This is a genomic window from Piscinibacterium candidicorallinum, assembly GCF_047549485.1.
In the GTDB taxonomy this organism is placed as follows: Bacteria; Pseudomonadota; Gammaproteobacteria; order Burkholderiales; family Burkholderiaceae_C; genus Piscinibacterium; species Piscinibacterium candidicorallinum.
In genome coordinates, this window is the sequence record NZ_CP180191.1 from 1,947,870 (window position 1) to 1,966,768 (window position 18,899).

Genomic DNA, 18,899 nt, shown 5'->3' on the forward strand with positions numbered 1-18,899 from the left:
CGCGCGAGCGTTTTCATTTTGTATGGCTGAAAACTCATCCTCCTACTCACCACTTTCCGCCCAGCTGGCACGCATGGGCGCGGGCGACAGCTTTGCGGCGCACCCCGGCCCAGGCAGCGCGGACGCCTGGTGCCTGGCGCGGCTGCTGCCGGATGTGCTGGCGCGCGGGCAACGGCTGACTGTCGTCACCGCCAGCGCGCAGGACGCACAGCGCCTGCATGACGAGCTCACCTACCTGGCCGCAGAGCTGAGCGCAGACCCCACCAGGAAACCCAGCATCCGCCTGCTGCCGGACTGGGAAACGCTGCCCTACGACAGCTTCTCGCCTCACCAGGACCTGATCTCCGAGCGCCTGGCCACCCTGCATGAGACCGTGAGCGGCAACGTGGACGTGCTGATCACGGCCGCATCCACGGCCCTGCACCGCCTCTGCCCGCCCGGCTTCATCGAGGGCTACACCTTCTTCTTCAAGCAGGGTGGCAAGCTCAACGAACAGCAGCTGCGCGATCAACTGGTGCGCGCCGGCTACAACCATGTGGGTCAGGTGCTCTCGCCGGGCGAATACAGCGTGCGCGGCGGGCTGATCGACCTCTTTCCCATGGGCAGCGCCCTGCCCTACCGGCTGGACCTGTTCGACGACAGCATCGAATCCATCCGCACCTTCGACCCCGACACCCAGCGCAGCCTGTATCCGGTCAAGGAAGTGCGCCTGCTGCCGGGCCGCGAATTCCCGATGGACGAGGCCAGCCGCGCGGCGTTTCGCAAGCGTTTCCGCGAGGTGTTCGAGGGCGACCCGACCAAGGCCGTGATCTACAAGGACATGGGCAACGGTATTGCCAGTGCGGGCATTGAATACTGGCTGCCGCTGTTCTTCGAGCAGGCGGCCACACTGTTTGACTACCTGCCCGCTGGCAGCCTGCTGGCCACGGTGGGCGACGTGAATGAGGCAATCAAGCGCTTCCACACCGACACGCAGGAGCGCTACAAGCTCATGCGCGCCGACCGCGAGCGCCCGCTGCTGCCGCCGGACCAGCTCTTTCTCACTGCCGAGCACTTCTTTGCGAACGTGCGCGGCTTTGCCCGCCTGGCGCTGGATGCCGCGAGCAACCACGCGCCGCTGGCCGCGCCCCTGCCCAACCTGGCGATCGACCGCAAGCGCGAAGTCCCGCTCGCCGCGTTCCTGGACTGGCAGCACAAGACGCCGTACCGCGTGCTGATCGTGGCCGAAAGCGCCGGCCGGCGCGAGACCATGGCCACCCTGCTGCGGGACAACGAGCTGCCAGTCAGCGAGGTGGAGAGCTTCGCGCAGTTCACCGCAGACATGCGCGCGGCCATCATCGTCGCGCCGCTGGCCAGCGGCTTTGTGCTGCCCGGCGAAGGCATTGCAGTCGTCACGGAAGCGGAACTCTATGCCGCCTCCGGCCGCACCGGCCGCAAGAAGCAGGAGGCCACCACCAACATCGACATGATGATCCGCGATCTGGCGGAGCTGAAGGTCGGCGACCCGGTGGTGCACGCCCAGCATGGCATCGGCCGCTATCACGGGCTGGAGTCCATGGATTTGGGCGAAGGCGTGATGGAGTTCCTGCACCTGGAATACGCGGGCGGCACCAAGCTCTACGTGCCGGTGAGCCAACTGCACCTCATCGGCCGCTATTCCGGCATGAACCCGGAGGACGCACCCCTGCACCAGCTGGGCAGCGGCCAGTGGGAGAAGGCGCGCAAGAAGGCCGCCGCACAGGCGCGCGACACCGCTGCAGAGCTGCTGGACCTCTATGCCAAGCGCGCCCTGCGCCAGGGCCATGCATTCAACTTCGACCCCGCCGACTACGTGCGCTTTGCCGAGGGCTTCGGCTTCGAGGAGACCGCCGACCAGGCCGCTGCGATTGCGGCCGTGATGGGCGACATGACGCGCGGCAAGCCCATGGACCGCCTGGTGTGCGGCGACGTGGGTTTCGGCAAGACCGAGGTCGCCCTGCGTGCCGCCTTCATGTGCGTGGCTGGCGGCAAGCAGGTGGCCGTGCTGGCGCCCACCACACTCCTGGCCGAGCAGCATTTCCAGACCTTCTCTGACCGCTTTGCGGACTGGCCGGTGAACATCGTGGAGCTGTCGCGCTTCAAGACCGCCAAGGAGGTCAAGGACGCGGTGGAGCGAATCAATACGGGCCAAGTGGACATCGTCATCGGCACGCACAAGCTGCTGTCCTCGAGCGTGAAGTATCCGCGCCTCGGGCTGGTGATCATTGACGAGGAGCACCGCTTCGGCGTGCGCCACAAGGAAGCGCTCAAGAGCCTGCGCGCCGAGGTGGATGTGCTCACGCTTACGGCCACGCCGATTCCGCGCACCCTGGGCATGGCCATGGAAGGCATGCGGGATCTGTCGGTGATCGCCACTGCGCCGCAGCGCCGCCTGGCGATCAAGACCTTTGTGCGCCGCGAGGGCGATGGCATCATCCGCGAGGCGGTGCTGCGCGAACTCAAGCGCGGCGGGCAGGTGTACTTCCTGCACAACGAGGTCGAGACCATCGAGAACCGCAAGGCCAAGCTCACCGAGCTGCTGCCCGAGGCGCGGATCGTGGTGGCGCACGGCCAGATGCCCGAGCGCGAGCTGGAGCGCGTGATGCGCGAGTTCACCGCCCAGCGCGCCAACATCCTCTTGTGCACCACCATCATCGAGACCGGGATCGACATCCCGACGGCCAACACCATCATCATCCACAAGGCCGACCGCTTTGGCCTGGCCCAGCTGCACCAGCTGCGCGGGCGCGTGGGCCGCAGCCACCACCAGGCCTATGCCTACCTGCTGGTGAGCAGCGAAGAGGGCCTGACCAAGCAGGCCAAGCAGCGCCTGGAGGCCATCCAGAGCATGGAAGAACTGGGCTCCGGCTTCTATCTGGCCATGCACGATCTGGAGATCCGCGGCGCCGGCGAGGTGCTGGGCGAGAACCAGAGCGGCGACATGCAGGAGGTCGGCTTCCAGATGTACGTGGACATGATCAATCTGGCCGTTCGGGCCCTTAAGCGCGGCGAGGAGCCGGACTTCGAGGCGCCGCTGACCCTGGGCATCGAGGTCAATCTCCATCTGCCCGCTCTTCTGCCCACCGACTACTGCGGCGATGTGCATGAACGCCTGAGTCTGTACAAGCGGCTTTCGGCCGCCGAGACCACCGAAGCGCTGGACAGCCTGCACGAAGAGATCATCGACCGCTTCGGCAAGTTGCCCGAGGCGGCGCAGGCCCTGCTCGATACGCACCGCCTGCGCGTGATGGGCAAGGCACTGGGCGTGGCGAAGATCGACGCCCACGCGGAGTCCATCACCCTGCAGTTCGGCCCCAAGGTGCCCTTCGAGCCCTATGCAATCATCGAACTCGTGCAAAAGAACAAACACATCAAGCTCGCCGGGCAGGACAAGCTGCGCATCACCGGCAGCTCGCCGGACCTGGCTGCGCGCGTGGGCAACACCCGCGCGGCGCTGCGGCTGCTGGGCAAGTCTGCACAGGTGGAGGTGACGGCATGACGAACACCCTGGCAGCAAGAGCATTCTCGCTGCTGCTGAGCGCCCTGCTGGCTCAGACCGCGCTGGCACAGACGCCATCCACAGCCGCAGCAGCGGACACATCAAGCATCCTGCAGGAGGCCTCGCGCCTGTTCCGCGAGGGCCGCAGCTTCGACGCCAAGCTGCTGTTGGTGCCACTGGCCGGGCGCGATGTGCCTGACGCGTTGTTTGCAGTCGGGCGGATCGAGGAGTCCGAAGGCATGTATGCCCGCGCCGCCGAGCTGTATGAGCGCGCTGCGAAGCAGAAGCATGGCCCCAGCATCAACAACCTGGGCGCGCTCTACGCAGAGGGCCTGGGCGTGCCACGCGATCCGGCGCGCGCCGTGGCCAGCTACCGGGAAGCAGCGCAGCTGGGTTCGGCCGACGGCATGGTGAATCTGGCCCTCGCGATCATCACGCGTGCCACCACGGCACAGGCAAGTGAATCGCCTGCGGAGCTGGTCGAACGCGCAGCAAACCTCAACCACCCCGTCGGCATGCGTCTGCATGGCAGCACACTGATGCTGGATGCCGCACGCCAACGGCTGGGCTTTGGCTGGCTGGAGAAGGCCGCTGGGGCTGGCGACGCACCCGCCATGGTCGATGTGGCCCTGGCCAAGCAACGCGGCCAGATCACCGCGAGAGACTTTGAAGGCGCAGCCAGGCTGCTGCAGGCCGCGGCGGCCACCGGCCTGCCCGCCGCCAAGCGCGAGCTGGCCACGGTCTACGAACTCGGCCTGGGCGTGCCGACAAACACGGCCGAAGCACAGCGCCTTCGCCGAGAGGTCGAGATCGCCGAGCGGGCCGCAGCCAGCCGCGCGCAGGCACCGGCCTCGCAGAACGCACCCGCAAACGCCCGCCCGGCGCAGTCGTCACCGGGCCAACCCAACCTGACACGCTGAGTCACACCCCCTGCGACCGCTGACGGAATGGATGACCGCCCCGCCCAGATCGGCAGGCGGCGATGGGCCGATCAGCACCCCACCGAGACCGCACCATGAACGCACCCGACCACTCCTCCCTCGACGAAGACCCCACCCGACTGCTCGACTTCACGCTGAGCGGCGCAGCCCTGCGCGACTGGCAGGCCATTGCTGCGACCCACCTCTGGGCCAGCGAGCTCGGTCGGCCGATCGCCTCTGGCACCACCACGGCCGGCACGCATTGGGCGCGCTTTGCGGCACAGGCCGGCAAGATTGCGCAGATTGCTGAGGGTGCAGCGGCCTTGAGCCTGGACACCGCAGCCTTGGCCCCAGGCGCGCATTTGACGGACTACCGCCTGCTCGCCATGGACATGGACAGCACCCTGATCTCGATCGAATGCGTGGACGAGATCGCCGACTACTGCGGCAAGAAGGCGGAGGTCGCTGCCATCACCGAAGCCGCCATGCGCGGCGAGATCACGGACTACAACGAAAGCCTGCGCCGCCGCGTGGCGCTGCTGGCGGGGCTGGATGCGAAAGTGCTGGAGCAGGTCTACTTGGAGCGCCTGAAGATCAACCCTGGTGCACGCGAGCTGATCGACACGGCCAAGTCCGTGGGCCTGAAGACCCTGCTGGTCTCCGGCGGCTTCACCTTCTTCACCAGCCGCCTGAAGGCCGAACTCGGCCTGGACTACACGCGCTCCAACGAGCTGGAGATCATTGATGGCAAGCTCACCGGCCGCATGGTCAATGAGCTGATCGTGAATGCGCAGGTCAAGCGCCAGACCCTGGAAGCCACCTGCACCCTGCTGGGCTGCCAGCCTGCGCAGGCCATTGCCATGGGTGACGGCGCGAATGATCTGGAGATGATGCGCGTCTCGGGCCTGTCGGTGGCGTATCACGCCAAGCCGGCCGTGGCGGCGCAGGCCGATACGCGCATCCGCTTTGGCGGGCTGGACACGGTGCTGGCCTGGCTGCGCTGACGCGCAGCCGCCGCCTCAACCCCGCAGATCGGCCGAGGCTTGCGCGGCCCAGGCCCAAGCAGCGTCTGATGCGGCCAGCACGGTGTCCATGCCGCCATACAGACTGGCGGTGGCTTTGGCCTCTTCAAGCTGGCGGCGTTCAAGCTGTTCGGCCAGCGTGAGCAGCGGCGCCAATGGCCCGCTGCGCGCAACCAGCGCGCTCTGCAGATCAGCAGCCAGAGACAGGGGCGCGACCGCATCGGCCATGGGCAGATGCAGCAGCACATCGATCATCGACAGCAGGCCGAGCGTGAACAGGCTCTGCGGCGCGGCACCGGTCTGCGCCGCGAGCATTTCGAACAAGCGCGCGCGGGCCAGGGCGATCTCCTGCAGCGCACGGGAACTGGCCCTGCGTTCACCCGCGCTGACCAGCATGACCGTCAGCCAGCGGTAGAGCGCGTCACGGCCCATCAGCAGGACAGCCTGATCCACGGAGTCCACCGCGCGGGACACGCCCAGCAACGGGCTGTTGGCATGGCGTAGCAGTTGGTAGCTCAGCGAAACGTCCGAGCGCAGCTCGCCGGCCAAGGCGGCGGTGTCTGCGCCGCCCACGAGTTGATTGATCAGACGGCAGAGTTTGGCCACCTGCGGCCCGGGCGTGCCTTTCTCGGCGGGTGTCGCCGTGCGGTCCAGGCGGCCCGCGGCCAGTTCTGCGCCCTCGCGCAGTGCGGCCTCGATCGCGTCGATATCCGGCAGATTGACCACGGCCCAGGGCATGCCGGGTTGTCTCGTGCGGTGGCTCTCGATCAGGCCGCGGCACTCATCGGCGCTGCGCACACGCGCGTCCACAAACAGGAACTGCACCGGCAGCGTGGTCGCGTCGCTCGCGCCGACCACCGCGTGCTGAGCCTGCAGCCTGGCGATCAGGTCGCGCGCATCCTGCTCGGGTGCTGCACCCAGCCCGTCAATGACGATGGACGCACCTGCCGGGACGTTCTGCAGCACCGCAGGCCGTGCCAGAAGTTGCCAGGGCAGGATGGTGAGGCCGACGCGGCCGGCCGCCCGGATCGGCTTGAGAGAGGCCAGCACCATGCTCGCGTACGCCGCCAGCGTGGCAACGTTAGCGCCTTCGCGCGCTCTGCGCAGCATCACATCCGGGGGCAGCACCTCGAAACCGGCGAGCTGGCCACTGCGGTCCACCAGGGGGATACGTGGGCACGGCGTGGCCGCTGACGGCACGACATCGTTGCGCGCGGCAGGCCGTACCAGTCCCTCAGATCCAGACTGCACAGCCGGCGGCGCGCTGGCCGGCTGGGATGGGCGCGGCAAGTCTGCGCTCCGGGCCGGCGCGGCACCGAACAGACGTGTGAGCCAATTGAGCATGCGTGAATTGACCTACTGGCCCTGGGCCAACTTGCAGGCTTCGGCGAGAACCACCTGCGCCACGGGCACGGCTTCGGCACGGCTGCCGGAGATCAGCGCCTCGGAGGCTACCGGCCCTGCATGGCTGCCGGCGGCCATGTGCGTCACCACACACAGCGCCGCGTAGGGCAGATCGAGTTCGCGCGCCAAGGCCGCCTCGGGCATGAGCGTGCTGCCCACCATGTGGTTGCCATCGCGGATGAGCTTGCGCACTTCTGCGGCGGTGGCGTGGCGCGGGCCATTCACGCAGCCATAGGTACCGCCGAAGTGCGCCGTGCTGCCGACGCCGGTCACGGCACGTTGTAGCACCTGACGCAAAGCGGCATCAAAGGGCTCGTTGAAGTCGATCTGGCGGATGGGACCGTCCACGCCTTCCTCAAAGGTATGGGCCCGCCCCCAGGTGTAGTCAATCACCTGGTCCGGGATCGAGAAGCGGGTTTCGAGCAAGGAAGGAATAAGCGCCGCGACGGACGAGACCGCAAAAACGCGTGCCGCACCGACATCGCGCAGCGCGACCAGGTTGGCGCGGTAGTTCACCTTGTGCGGCGGCAGCGTGTGGCCGTAGCCGTGACGCGCGAGGAACACGATCGGCGCCCCATCGATACGCCCGAACAGCAGCGCGCCCGCAGGCTCGCCAAACGGCGTCCGCACCACGCGGCGCGACTCCACGCGCATGCCCGGCAACTGGCTCAGCGCAGTGCCGCCGATGATGGCGGTCAGACTCTCAGCAGACATCCGGATTCGACTCCTTGTAAGCCCTTGCAGCCAGTGTCTGAAGACTGGCTGCGGCAAGCATGATTCGTATGCAGTGGCAAGCGATTTTGCACACGTTTGCACCGCACGGCAGGCCAATTGAAGACACCGGGAACTCTACTGCCTGCGCGCGCTCAGATTAGCCGCAGCCGTGCGCCAGGCGCCGGCTGCATGCCTGTGTGCATGCCGAAATGCTTGCGCCAGCCATTGAATCCGTCGCCGGGTGCTGCCGCGCCAGATCGCCCGTCATGTTCGGGCTGTCTCATGACGGATCGGTCGGCGCATGGCCGTTGATCTGCATCGTCGCAGCACCTCACGCCAGAGCGAAGGCACAGGTTCGTCGCAACACTTGCCGCAAGTCGGCCAGTGCTGCAAGCACAGCGTTCACGTGAACTCCGCGCGCAAGCGAGGGGCCGTCGTACGCGAGGACAACAAACACAATGAAGGGAGCGCCCCATGCCAGAACTGGAGGCACTGACTCGGGACTTTGCCTGGCCCGCCGTGCTGCTGCTCGCCTGGACCCTGGGCGAAGCGGCGCACCGCTACATGGGCCTGCCACGCATTTCCGTCTATGCGCTGGTGGGTTTCATCTGCGCGGACACGCAGCTTGGCGTTCTGCCGCCCACCTCGGGTGAAGCAGTGCTGCTGCTGGCGAACGTTGCCTTCGGGCTGATCCTGTTCGAGTTTGCGTATCGGATCAACCTGCGCTGGATGCGACTGAACCCCTGGCTGCTGGTGATGGGCCTGACCGAAGCGGCGCTGACCTTTGCCTGCGTCTACGTGCTGGCCCTGGCCTTTGGGCAGACGACGACGCACTCGCTGCTGCTCGCTGCCCTGTCGATGTCGACCTCGCCGGCAGCGATCGTGCGCGTGATCAACGAGACCCGGGCCTCCGGGCAGGTGACCGAGCGCACGCTGCATCTGGCCGCGCTGAACTGCGTGCTGGCGGTGTTCGTGTTCAAGGTCATCCTCGGATATGTGGTCTACGAAAGCTCTGGCAGCACACTGATGGCGGCCTACAGCAGTGCGGTGTCGCTCACTGCGTCAGCGGGCATCGGCCTGCTCGCAGGCCTGGCCATGCCCGCACTTCTGCGCCTGCTGCAGCGCACGGAGCAGGACGCATCGGTGGTGTTTGCGCTGGCCGTGGTGCTGCTGGTGGCGCTGACCCATGCCTTCAAGTTCTCTGCGCTGATTGCCACCCTGGCCTTCGGGCTGATGGCCCGCCATCGGCGGGTCATCATTGCCCCGGCGCAGCGTAACTTCGGTCCGCTGGGCAGCCTGCTGTCGCTGATGCTCTTCGTGTTCATTGCCGCCTCGATCGACTGGCGCATCGCGCTGGCCGGGCTGGGTCTGGGCGCGGCGCTGCTGCTCACACGCCTGCTCACGCGCGCCACGGTGATCACGGCGTTCTCGCGCATCAGCGGGGTGACCTGGAAGAAAGGTGCGCTCACCGCGGTAGCCATGACACCGCTGTCGGCCTTCGTGATCCTGCTGCTGGAGCAGACACGGCAGGTGGGCATCAATCTGGTGGATCAGCTTGCGCCGCTGGCCGCCGCCGCGCTGATGCTGGAGGTGCTGGGCCCGATGCTGACGCAATGGGCCCTTAAGACCGCAGGCGAATCGCCGCACAACGACGAGGAGGACTGACCATGCCGCTTGAACCCTTCAAGGACTCCGCCAGCCTGTCCATGGGTGTGGAGCTGGAGCTGCAGCTCATCAACCTGTCGGACCTGGACCTGACCGCCGCCAGCCTGGACATGCTGCATCTGCTCGCACGCGAGAAGAACAAGCTGCCGGGCAGCGTGACACCGGAGATCACGGAAAGCATGATCGAGATCGCCACCGGCATCCAGCATCGCCACGGGCCGCTGCGCGACGAACTGCTGGCCATCCGCGATGGCCTCGTGCGCGCGGGCGAGCGGTTGAACGTGGGCGTGTGCGGCGGCGGCACGCACCCCTTCCAGATGTGGACGGAGCGCAAGATCTTCCCCAAGCCGCGCTTCAAGGAGGTCTCGCAGCTCTACGGATACCTGGCCAAGCAGTTCACGGTGTTCGGTCAGCACGTGCACATCGGCTGCGCCAGTGGCGATGATGCGCTGTTTCTGCTGCACAGCCTGAACCGCTACGTGCCGCACTTCATTGCGCTGTCAGCCAGCTCGCCCTTCGTGCAGGGGCGGGACACGCAGTTCAGCAGCGCGCGCCTGAACTCGGTATTCGCCTTTCCGCTGTCCGGCCGTGCACCCTTCACGCTGAGCTGGCGCGACTTCGAGGCGAACTACTTCGCGCGCATGGAACGCACCGGCGTGGTCAAGAGCATGAAGGACTTCTACTGGGACATCCGCCCCAAGCCGGAGTACGGCACCATCGAACTGCGGGTGTGCGACACGCCGCTGTCCGTGGAAATGGCCGCCGCCCTCGCCGGCTACCTGCAGACCTTGTGCGCCTACCTGCTGGAGCGCCGCGAGGTGCCGCCAGAGGAAGACGACTACCTGGTCTACAACTACAACCGCTTCCAGGCCTGCCGTTTCGGGCTGGATGGTTCGATCGTCCACCCCAAGAGCTACGAGCAGCTGCTGCTGCGCGAGGACATCCTTGCCACCATCGAGGGCCTGGCACCCTACGCCACGGCGCTGGACTCACGCAGCGCGCTGGATCTGATCGCGCTGCGCGCCCGCAGCCACAACGACGCGCACTTCCTGCGTATGCAGTACGCCGGGCGCGGCAGCGTGGAAGGCATGGTGGACGCGGCGATCGAGCGTTTTGCCCAGAGCCGAAGCGCAGAACTTCCGCTCGCCGCCTAGATGATCTCCGGCATGAGATGCACGATCGACTTGCGGGCATCTGAACAGGCCACGATCCGCACCGCACATGCGGAAAGTGGCCGATTCATGTTTTCAAACCCTGATTGAAAATCAGCCAAGTACAAGACCTATTTTCAATCAAATATTGAGACTCAAGCGCGCGCCAGCCAGGCGGCCAGATCGTCCTTCAGCTTCCTGAGATCCGCCGGGCGCGTGTACATCATGTGCCCGGCGTCGTAGTAGTGGTGCTCAATGCGCTTGAGCTGCTCGGCATCCACATCCAGCTGCGCCAGCGAATAGTTGGTGGCGCTGTAGGGCGTGCCCAGGTCGTAGTGGCCGCTGGCCACCAGTACACGCAGATGCGGGTTGCGGCGCAGCGCGCGTGACAGATCCACCGTGGTGTTGGTGTAGCCGTTGCCGCTCATCTTGCCCTTGCCATCCACCGGCCCACGGCCCCAGTGCCAGCCCTGATTCACCTCGCCATTGATGATGCCGTAGCGGCGCTGCGTGTCGATACCCAACTGCGCAAAGTAGCCGTTCACGGCGCTGGCATAAGGTGCGACGATGGCTTCGATGCCCGGGTCGAACTCCATGGCGTAGCCACGACGCGCGGCCATCGGCCCGCTGACACGGCTTTCCAGCCGCCCCACCACCCTGCCCTCATCGCGCAGCAGTTGCGTGAAGAAGGTCTGATCGGTGATGCGCAGGTTCTGCTGCTCGACCAGCGCCGCTGGCAGGCCGGACAACTCGCCGATGCGCTTGGCGAGCTTGCTGCGCTGCGCCGCAGTCAGCGTGGCCCCGCGATGCAGGGCGACGAGATAGTCCTCCAGCACGAAGGCCTCGGCTGCAACCCGCGCCGCGGCTGCGTCGTTCAGCGCACCCTTGAGCTTGCCGTGGTACTGCGCCGTGGCCGCAAAGCCGGGCAGAAACAGGCTGTGGGGCAGATCGTTGCCCGCCTGGAACACGAGGGTCTGCAGGTCCATCGCGCAGGACACCAGAATGACGCCGGACAGCGCCACGCCCAGATCGAGCATCTTGTCGGCCAGTGCCGCACCGCGAGTTGTGCCATAGCTCTCACCGGCGAGATACACCGCCGAGCCGAAGCGCTGGTGCCGCGCCAGCCATGCACGCATGACCTCGGCCAGAGCGCTCACGTCGCCATCCACACTCAAGTGACGCTTGCGGGCGTCTTCGCTCGCCGACACCGAGTACCCCGTGTGCGGCGGATCGATGAAGACGAGATCGAAGTGCTCGAACCAGCTGTACGGGTTGTCCTCCACCGCGTAGGGCGGTGCGGGCATGGTGCCGTCTTCATTGATGTGCACGCGCTTGGGGCCGAGCGCACCCAGATGCAGCCACACCGACGAGGAACCCGGCCCGCCGTTGAAGGCAAAGAGCAACGGGCGCGACGTGGCCCCTGAGCCTTGCGCGTGGGCGAGATAGGCCAGCGTGTACACGGCGGCTTCCGGCTCACCTGGCTTGGCACTCAGGCCGTCCGAGACAACCGGGATGTACTGGGCGATGAAGTCGTAGTCGATGCGCTGCGCGCCGCTGCCGGTGCCGACCTGCGCCGTCCCGCTGCTGCGCACCGGGGCTTCGGCCAGACGCTGTTCAACGGCCTCGCGCCAGGGTTCTTCCTTTTTTGTGGCGTCGGTGGGCTTGGCGGTATCGGTCATGGTGTCTCCTTGATCTGATTCTGTGTTGTGTGCGAGTTCATGTGCCTTGCGCGTCCTGCGCGAGCGCGGCGACCAGCGCTGCTTCGTCCCAAACGGGAATGCCCAGCTCCTGCGCCTTGGTGAGCTTGCTGCCGGCCTCGGCCCCAGCCACAACGGCATAGGTTTTCTTGGACACCGACCCGCTGACCTTGCCGCCCGCAGCCTCGATGCGCGCCTGCGCATCCTCGCGGCTCATGCTGGGAAGGGTGCCGGTGAGCACGAAGGTCTTTCCGGCAAAGCCGCTGCTGCTGGCTGCCGCGGCCGGCGCAGTGTGCGAAGGCGCAAGCCCCGCTGCCAGAAGTGCGGCGATCACCTCGCGGTTGTGGGCCTCGGCAAAGAAGGCAGCAAGGCTTTGCGCCACCACCGGGCCGACATCAGGCACCTGCAGAAACTGCTCTTCCGTGGCTCCCATCACGGCCTCAAGCGAGCCGAAGTGCCGCGCAAGATCCTTGGCGGTCTGCTCGCCCACATGGCGGATGCCCAGACCAAACAGAAAGCGGTTCAGCGCCGGCGCCTTGGAGGCCGCGATGGCGGCAACCAGTTTCACCGCGCTCTTCTCACCCATGCGATCCAGCGCCGCAAGATCTTCGGCCCTCAGTGCATAGAGGTCCGCCAATGTGCGCACCTGCTGGCTGTCCACCAACTGCTCGACGATCTTGTCGCCCAGGCCTTCGATATCCATGGCGCGGCGCTGGGCGTAGTGCAAGAGCGCCTGCTTGCGCTGCGCAGCACAGAACAGGCCCCCGGTGCAGCGCCAGTCTGCCTCGCCCTCCTCCCGGGCGATGTGGCTGCCACAAACCGGGCAGACCCCGCCCAGGCGCTTGTACAGATCGAAGGGCTCGGCGCTTTGCAACTCTGCGGGGCGACGCTCGCGCACCACATCCACCACTTCGGGAATCACGTCGCCTGCGCGCCGGACGATCACGGTGTCGCCCACGCGCACGTCCTTGCGGCGGGTTTCGTCCTCGTTGTGCAAGGTCGCATTGCTGACGGTGACACCACCGACGAACACTGGCGCCAGCTTGGCCACGGGCGTGAGCTTGCCGGTGCGGCCGACCTGCACGTCAATGTCCAGCACCGTGGTCATCTGCTCCTGAGCCGGGTACTTGTGCGCCACGGCCCAACGCGGTTCCCGGCTCACGAAGCCCAGACGCCGCTGATCCGCCAGGCGGTTGACCTTGTAGACCACGCCGTCAATGTCGAAGGGCAATCCATCACGCGCCGCGGCAATACGCGCATGGAACGCCACCAGCCCGTCGGCACCCTGCACCACATCGCGATCCGCGTTCACCGGCAGGCCGAACGCAGCCAGCGCATCGATGACGCCGGAGTGTGTGGCTTCGGCCTCTTCCAGCAGGGGCCAGCCGCGGACCTCGCCCAGGCCATAGGCAAAGAAGGACAGTGGCCGCTGCGCCGCAATCCGGGAGTCCAGCTGCCGAACCGCACCCGCCGCCGCATTGCGAGGATTGACGAAGGTCTTGTCGCCTGCAGCGCGCTGGCGTTCGTTCATGGTCTCGAAGTCGTCGCGACGGATGTAGACCTCGCCACGCACTTCAAGCACCTCAGGGGCGTTGCCGATCAGGCGCAGCGGAATCTGGCCGATGGTTCGGATGTTGTGCGTGACGTCCTCGCCCATCTCGCCGTCACCCCGCGTAGCGGCCTGTACCAGCACGCCGTGCTCGTAGCGCAGATTGATGGCCAGACCGTCGAACTTCAGCTCCACCGCATAGGCCAGGGCGGCTGCCTCGACAGACAAGCCCAATTCCTTGCGAACCCGCGCATCGAAGGCCTGTGCGCCCGCCGCAGTGGTGTCCGTCTCGGTGCGTATCGAGAGCATGGGCACGGCGTGGCGTACCTCCGCAAAACCGTCCAGCACCGCGCCAATCACCCGTTGCGTGGGTGAATCCGGCGTACGCAGCTCGGGGTGGCGACTCTCCAGCGCTTCCAGCTCCTGATACAGCCGGTCGTACTCGGCATCGGGCACGAGCGGTGCATCCAGCACGTAGTAGGCATGCGCGTAGCGATGCAGCTCGGCACGCAGCGTCTGCGCGCGCGCGGCGGCCTGCGCGTCGGCCAGGCCGGCGCCGGTAAACAGATCAGAGGTCATGAGAACTCAGGAAAAGACGCGGCGGGCACGCTCGGAGCCCGGCGCGAGACCTGCTTCGGTCATCTTGCGCACGACATCCGTCAGGCGCGCGCGGATCAGTGCCAGCGCGTCGTCGGAGAGCGGCCGACCGTTGTCGTCTACCAGAATGGCGTTGAGCATCTCGGCCATCTTGGCGGCTGCATCCAACGCCGCGTCCAGCGCCCCGTGCGGTGCGCGGGGAACATCCACCACGAGCGTCACAAAGCCTTCGCGGCGACCTGGCCGTGGTACCACGCGGGCAAGCTCGCGGCCTTTGGCATCCATCATGGGGTACGCGCCATCCTTGAGCGCACTGGTGATGCCGGCCCAGCGCGCGGCAGCTGCCAGCTCTTCGCCGCTGGGCTCAGACGGCCCAGACAGGTGCAAGTGAAGCTGCGTATCGAGCGTGGCGCACTGTGCATCCAGCAGGCGGCTGCGGGCGATCGCTGCCTCGACGGGCTCCACGTCGACGTCTGCACCCAGCACATCAGCCACTTCATCCACCAGGCGCAGAAAGTGATTCAACTCGGACTCACCCACGGCACCTGTGCGGTCTGCAAGCGTCAGACCCATATCGAGGATCGAGGGCGCTTCGGCCTGCCACGCGTAGCGCACAGGGCGGCGCCCCACCGCTGCACGGCCGCCGGCCAGCTCGCGAATCTTGGACTCCATCAGGGGCTGCTGCGCCGTCAGCCGGGCGACCATCTCGGTGTCGGCGTCCAGGCCGACCTCGAGCACAACCGCGTCGGCGCCGATCCGGGCGGTCACCTCGGCCGGTGCGATGACATCCATGGGCAGAGCGAGTGCGGGCTCTGCTCGGGTCTGGCGCAGCAGGCTCGTCTGCTGCTCCTGCGCCAGCTCTGCAGCTTCGGTCTGCGTGCTGCGACTCGCCTGGATACGGCCCCAGACCCACACGCCGGCCACGAACACCGCACCCAAAACCAGCAGAGACACCAGCAGTTGCATGCTCAACCCTTGCGCAACGTCGATCTGCGCTTCATTGATGTGACGAATTCGGCCGGCAGACTACACCATGATGCGCATCAGACCTCGGCCATCCGTGCGGCTTCAGCCATGTCCACTGCGACGATGCGGGAAACCCCCTGCTCCTGCATGGTCACGCCAACAAGCTGCTGCGCCATTTCCATCGCGATCTTGTTGTGGCTGATGAAGATGAATTGCGTGACATCGCTCATCTGCGTCACGAGCTTGGCATAGCGCTCCGTGTTGGCGTCATCAAGGGGCGCATCCACTTCATCCAGCAGGCAGAACGGGGCCGGGTTCAGATGGAAGATGGCAAACACGAGTGCCGTGGCGGTGAGCGCCTTTTCACCACCGGACAGCAGATGGATGGTGCTGTTGCGCTTGCCAGGCGGCTGCGCCATGACCTGCACACCGGCGTCAAGAATTTCTTCACCGGTCATGACCAGCTTGGCATTGCCACCGCCAAACAGCGCCGGGAACAGGCGGCCGAAATGGCCATTGACCTCGTCAAAGGTCTTCTGCAGCAGTTCGCGTGTTTCGAGGTCGATCTTGCGGATGGCGTCTTCCAGCGTGGTGATGGCCTCCGTCAGATCCTTGAATTGGCTATCCAGATGCTGCTTGCGCTCGCGGCTCTGATCCAGCTCCTGCAGCGCAGCCAGGTTGACTGGACCGAGGGCCTCGATTTCGCGGGTGATGCGGTTGACCTCAGCCTGAAGCTGAGTGGGCTTGCCGGCTGCGCCGGGCAGCGTGGCGAGCTTCTCGATCAGCGCAAGCACATCGGCCTGGCGCTCGGCGAGCTGGGTGTCGAATTGCTCCTGATTCAGGCGCGCGGCCTGCTCCTTGAGCTGCATCTCGGTCACGCGGTCCCGCGCCGGCTGCAGCACCTGCTCGATGCGCATCTTCTCGGCGTCGATCTCGCGCAGCTGCTGGGTGAGTCCATCCAGTTCAGTCCGGACGCGGGCGAGCGCGTCTTCGCGCGTGGCCAGCACTGCGAGGGCGTCCTGCAAGCCGGTTGCGGCCTGGGTTTCGGAGATGGTCGCCAACTCGGCGCGGATCTGCTCGTCGTCGCTCACCAGCCGTGAATCCTGGTCGCGGGCCATCTGCAGCAGGCGCTGCGCATCGGCCTCACGCGTGCTGATGCTTTGCACCTCGAAGCGCACCTGCTGAAGACCAATCTGCGCGGTGTTGACGGTCTGGCGCGCCTGATCGAGCGCCGCGCGCGCTTCATCTGCGGCAAAACGCGCGTCCTCGAGCTTCTGCTGTCGCTCCCCGAGGCTCGCGTCCATGTCGCTCATGCGATTGTCGATCTCGTCCATGCGGGTCTGAAGAGACTCCATCTGCGCCTGGCATTCAGCGAGATCTTCTTCAAGGCGCTGGCTGCGCGCCTTGTGCTCGGCCACCCTTTGCGTCAGCGTGGCCACTTCCATCTGAGCCTGGTGGAGCCGACCCGTCAGCTCCTGAGCTCGCAAGCGCTGGGTCTGCAGGGCACCGCGGGCTTCCTGGGCCGCGCCTTCGGAGCGGCTCAGCAGATTGCGGGTCTCGTCGACGATGAGAGTATGCCCTTTAAGCCGCTTGGCGATGTCTTCCAGCTCCTGCTGGCGCGCCAACAGCCCGTCGTCTGGCCCCTCCGGTGCGTAGTAGCGCACGGACACGCGGTCGATCAGATGCCCTTGCTTGGTCACAATGCGCTGACCCGCAGCAAGCTGATTGCGCTGCGCCATGGCGCTGGACAGATCCTCGGCGACGAATACGCCGTGCATCCACTCGGTCAACACGCCGCGCAATCCGTTGTCGTTAATGCGCACACGTTCGATGAGCGTGACCAAAGGCCCATGCGAAGATGCGGGCACCGCAGTCTGGCCGCTGTAGAACGCAAGACGCGCGGGCGGAGCATCACTCGCAAAGCCGCTGGCGCGGCTCAGGTCACCGACCTCGACGGCCTGCACACACTCACGCAGAACTGCCTGGACTGCGGTCTCCCAACCGGGTTCAGTGTGCAGCTTCTGCCAAAGGCGTTGCACGCTGTCGAGCCCATGCTTGGCCAGCCAGGGCTTGATGCGACTGCCGGCCTGTGCTTCTTCTTGCACCCGCGTCAGCGTGCTCTGCTTGGCCTGAAGCTCAGACAGAAGCGCGGTGGCTGCAGAAAGTTCTTGCTGAGCCGTGGTGCGCTGCTCGTCGGCTTCTGCCAGACGGTGCTGGTTCTCTTCCACCTGGGCCTGAAGCACTTCGAGCTCGACGCCCACGCGTTCGGCCTCCGCCTGCTGCACGCCCAGTCGCTGCTCGTCCGGCGCGCTGAGTCCCTTCTGCTCGGCGGTGAGCTTGTCAAGCCGAATCTGCGCCTGATTGAACTGGGTCTGCAGGCTCTGCCGTTCATTGCCCAGGACGCGGAACTCGCGGTCAGCGTCGCTGACTTCCGTTCGGCAGGCGTCAACCACGGCAAGGCGGTCGTCCAGAGCCGCTTGGGCCTCGGGGACGGCATCCTCAGCACGGGCAAGCACCTCCTCGGCAGCAGCCACCTTCTCTTCGCTTTGCTCGCGCTCGATGGCCAGCGCCTCAAGTCGCGCAGCGGCATCTTCAGCCTGCACGGCCCACTGCTGCTTCTGCTCAGCAATCTGCCCCATCCGTTGCTGCAGCAGGTTGCGACGCTCCACGACCACCTGAATGGCGCTCTCTAGGCGCATGACCTCGCTCTTTGCACCAAAGAACGCGTTCTGCTCGTGATTGACCCGGTCACTGGCGGCGTAATGCGCGACGCGGATCTCTTCGAGTCGTGCTTCGCACTCCCGAAGCTGGGCCATCTGCGCTTCCAGATCGGTCTGGCTGCGTTCAACTTGCGCCAACAGCTTCTCGCGCTCCGTGCGCGCCTCCTCGCGACGCGCAGCCCATAGAAGCAGGAGCTTCTCGTCACCATCGGCGGTGAGCGCGTTGTAGCGCGTGGCGACTTCAGCCTGGCCTTCCAGTTTCTCGAGCTGAGAACCCAATTCGCGAAGGATGTCTTCGACGCGTGTGAGGTTCTCGCGCGTGTCCTGCAGACGATTGCTGGTCTCGCGGCGGCGCTCCTTGTACTTGGACACACCGGCTGCTTCTTCCAGAAAGACACGCAGCTCTTCAGGCTTGGACTCGATGATCCGGCTGATCATGCCCTGCCCGATGATGGCGTATGCACGTGGTCCGAGACCCGTACCCATGAAGATGTCCTGAACGTCGCGGCGGCGGACGCTCTGGTTATTGATGTAGTAGCTGGACGTCCCGTCACGCGTCAGCACCCGCTTGACCGAGATTTCGCTGTACTGGCTCCATTGGCCCGCGGCGCGTCCGGCCGCATTGTCAAACACCAGTTCGACACTCGCGCGACCAGCGGGCTTGCGGTTCGTCGACCCGTTGAAGATCACGTCCTGCATGGATTCGCCACGAAGTTCGCTGGCCTTGGACTCACCAAGCACCCAACGGACGGCATCGATCACGTTGGACTTGCCGCAACCGTTCGGGCCGACAATGCCGACCAGCTGACCGGGCACGTTGATCGTGCTCGCGTCAACAAATGACTTGAATCCGGACAGCTTGATTTGTGTGAGGCGCACGTTTGACCAGCGGAAAGTGAAGCCACGGGGCTGCTGCACACCGAGGATGCACAGCAAACAAAAAGAGCCGCGGGGTCCTCGGCTCTATTGCTGATCTT

Annotated in this window: 11 protein-coding genes; 5 read left to right on the top strand and 6 right to left on the bottom strand. The window is 66.0% G+C overall.

Going from position 1 to position 18,899, the window contains the following annotated elements; all coding sequences use genetic code 11:
* Positions 1-22: 22 nt before the first annotated feature.
* The 3 genes from mfd (at position 23) to serB (ending at position 5,441) form a co-directional block, all read left to right on the top strand.
* Positions 23-3,517 carry a transcription-repair coupling factor gene (gene mfd / locus ACMDW7_RS08795; RefSeq protein WP_377301419.1) on the top strand — a complete coding sequence of 1,165 codons (3,495 nt, stop codon included), beginning with the start codon at positions 23-25 and terminating at the stop codon, positions 3,515-3,517.
* Positions 3,514-4,437, top strand: coding sequence for a tetratricopeptide repeat protein (locus ACMDW7_RS08800; RefSeq protein ID WP_377301417.1), 924 nt, complete (start codon positions 3,514-3,516; stop codon positions 4,435-4,437). Before mfd ends, ACMDW7_RS08800 begins: the two co-directional genes overlap by 4 nt.
* A gap of 95 nt (positions 4,438-4,532) precedes the next feature.
* Positions 4,533-5,441, top strand: coding sequence for a phosphoserine phosphatase SerB (gene serB, locus ACMDW7_RS08805; RefSeq protein WP_377301415.1), 909 nt, complete (start codon positions 4,533-4,535; stop codon positions 5,439-5,441).
* A gap of 15 nt (positions 5,442-5,456) precedes the next feature.
* On the opposite strand, the gene ACMDW7_RS08810 is transcribed toward serB, so the two are convergent.
* Both ACMDW7_RS08810 and ACMDW7_RS08815 read right to left on the bottom strand, forming a co-directional pair.
* A complete protein-coding gene (locus ACMDW7_RS08810; RefSeq protein WP_377301413.1) occupies positions 5,457-6,749 on the bottom strand; it encodes an EAL and HDOD domain-containing protein in 1,293 nt (430 codons plus the stop codon).
* A 66-nt stretch (positions 6,750-6,815) separates the two neighbouring features.
* On the bottom strand, positions 6,816-7,577 hold the full coding sequence (locus ACMDW7_RS08815; RefSeq protein WP_377301411.1) for an S-methyl-5'-thioinosine phosphorylase: 762 nt from the start codon (positions 7,575-7,577) through the stop codon (positions 6,816-6,818).
* A gap of 474 nt (positions 7,578-8,051) precedes the next feature.
* Here ACMDW7_RS08815 and ACMDW7_RS08820 point away from each other — a divergent pair, with 474 nt between their 5' ends.
* Entirely contained in the window at positions 8,052-9,242 is a 1,191-nt protein-coding gene (locus ACMDW7_RS08820) for a cation:proton antiporter (protein WP_377301409.1), read from the top strand.
* Positions 9,243-9,244: 2 nt separating this feature from the next.
* The gene (locus tag ACMDW7_RS08825) at positions 9,245-10,396 is read left to right on the top strand and encodes a YbdK family carboxylate-amine ligase (protein ID WP_377301407.1); all 1,152 of its coding nucleotides are present in this window, start codon (positions 9,245-9,247) and stop codon (positions 10,394-10,396) included.
* Positions 10,397-10,548: 152 nt separating this feature from the next.
* Here ACMDW7_RS08825 and ACMDW7_RS08830 read toward each other — a convergent pair whose 3' ends face one another.
* The 4 genes from ACMDW7_RS08830 to smc all read right to left on the bottom strand — a co-directional run bounded on the left by ACMDW7_RS08830 (position 10,549) and on the right by smc (position 18,801).
* Complete coding sequence (locus tag ACMDW7_RS08830) at positions 10,549-12,072, bottom strand: S10 family peptidase (RefSeq protein ID WP_377301405.1); 1,524 nt, start codon at positions 12,070-12,072, stop codon at positions 10,549-10,551.
* Positions 12,073-12,109: 37 nt separating this feature from the next.
* Positions 12,110-14,218: an NAD-dependent DNA ligase LigA gene (gene ligA / locus ACMDW7_RS08835; protein WP_377301403.1), complete on the bottom strand. Its 2,109-nt coding sequence runs from the start codon at positions 14,216-14,218 to the stop codon at positions 12,110-12,112.
* Between the two features lie 6 nt (positions 14,219-14,224).
* Entirely contained in the window at positions 14,225-15,202 is a 978-nt protein-coding gene (locus ACMDW7_RS08840) for a cell division protein ZipA C-terminal FtsZ-binding domain-containing protein (protein ID WP_377301401.1), read from the bottom strand.
* A 77-nt stretch (positions 15,203-15,279) separates the two neighbouring features.
* Positions 15,280-18,801, bottom strand: coding sequence for a chromosome segregation protein SMC (gene smc, locus ACMDW7_RS08845; protein WP_377301399.1), 3,522 nt, complete (start codon positions 18,799-18,801; stop codon positions 15,280-15,282).
* Between the last annotated feature and the right edge of the window lie 98 nt (positions 18,802-18,899).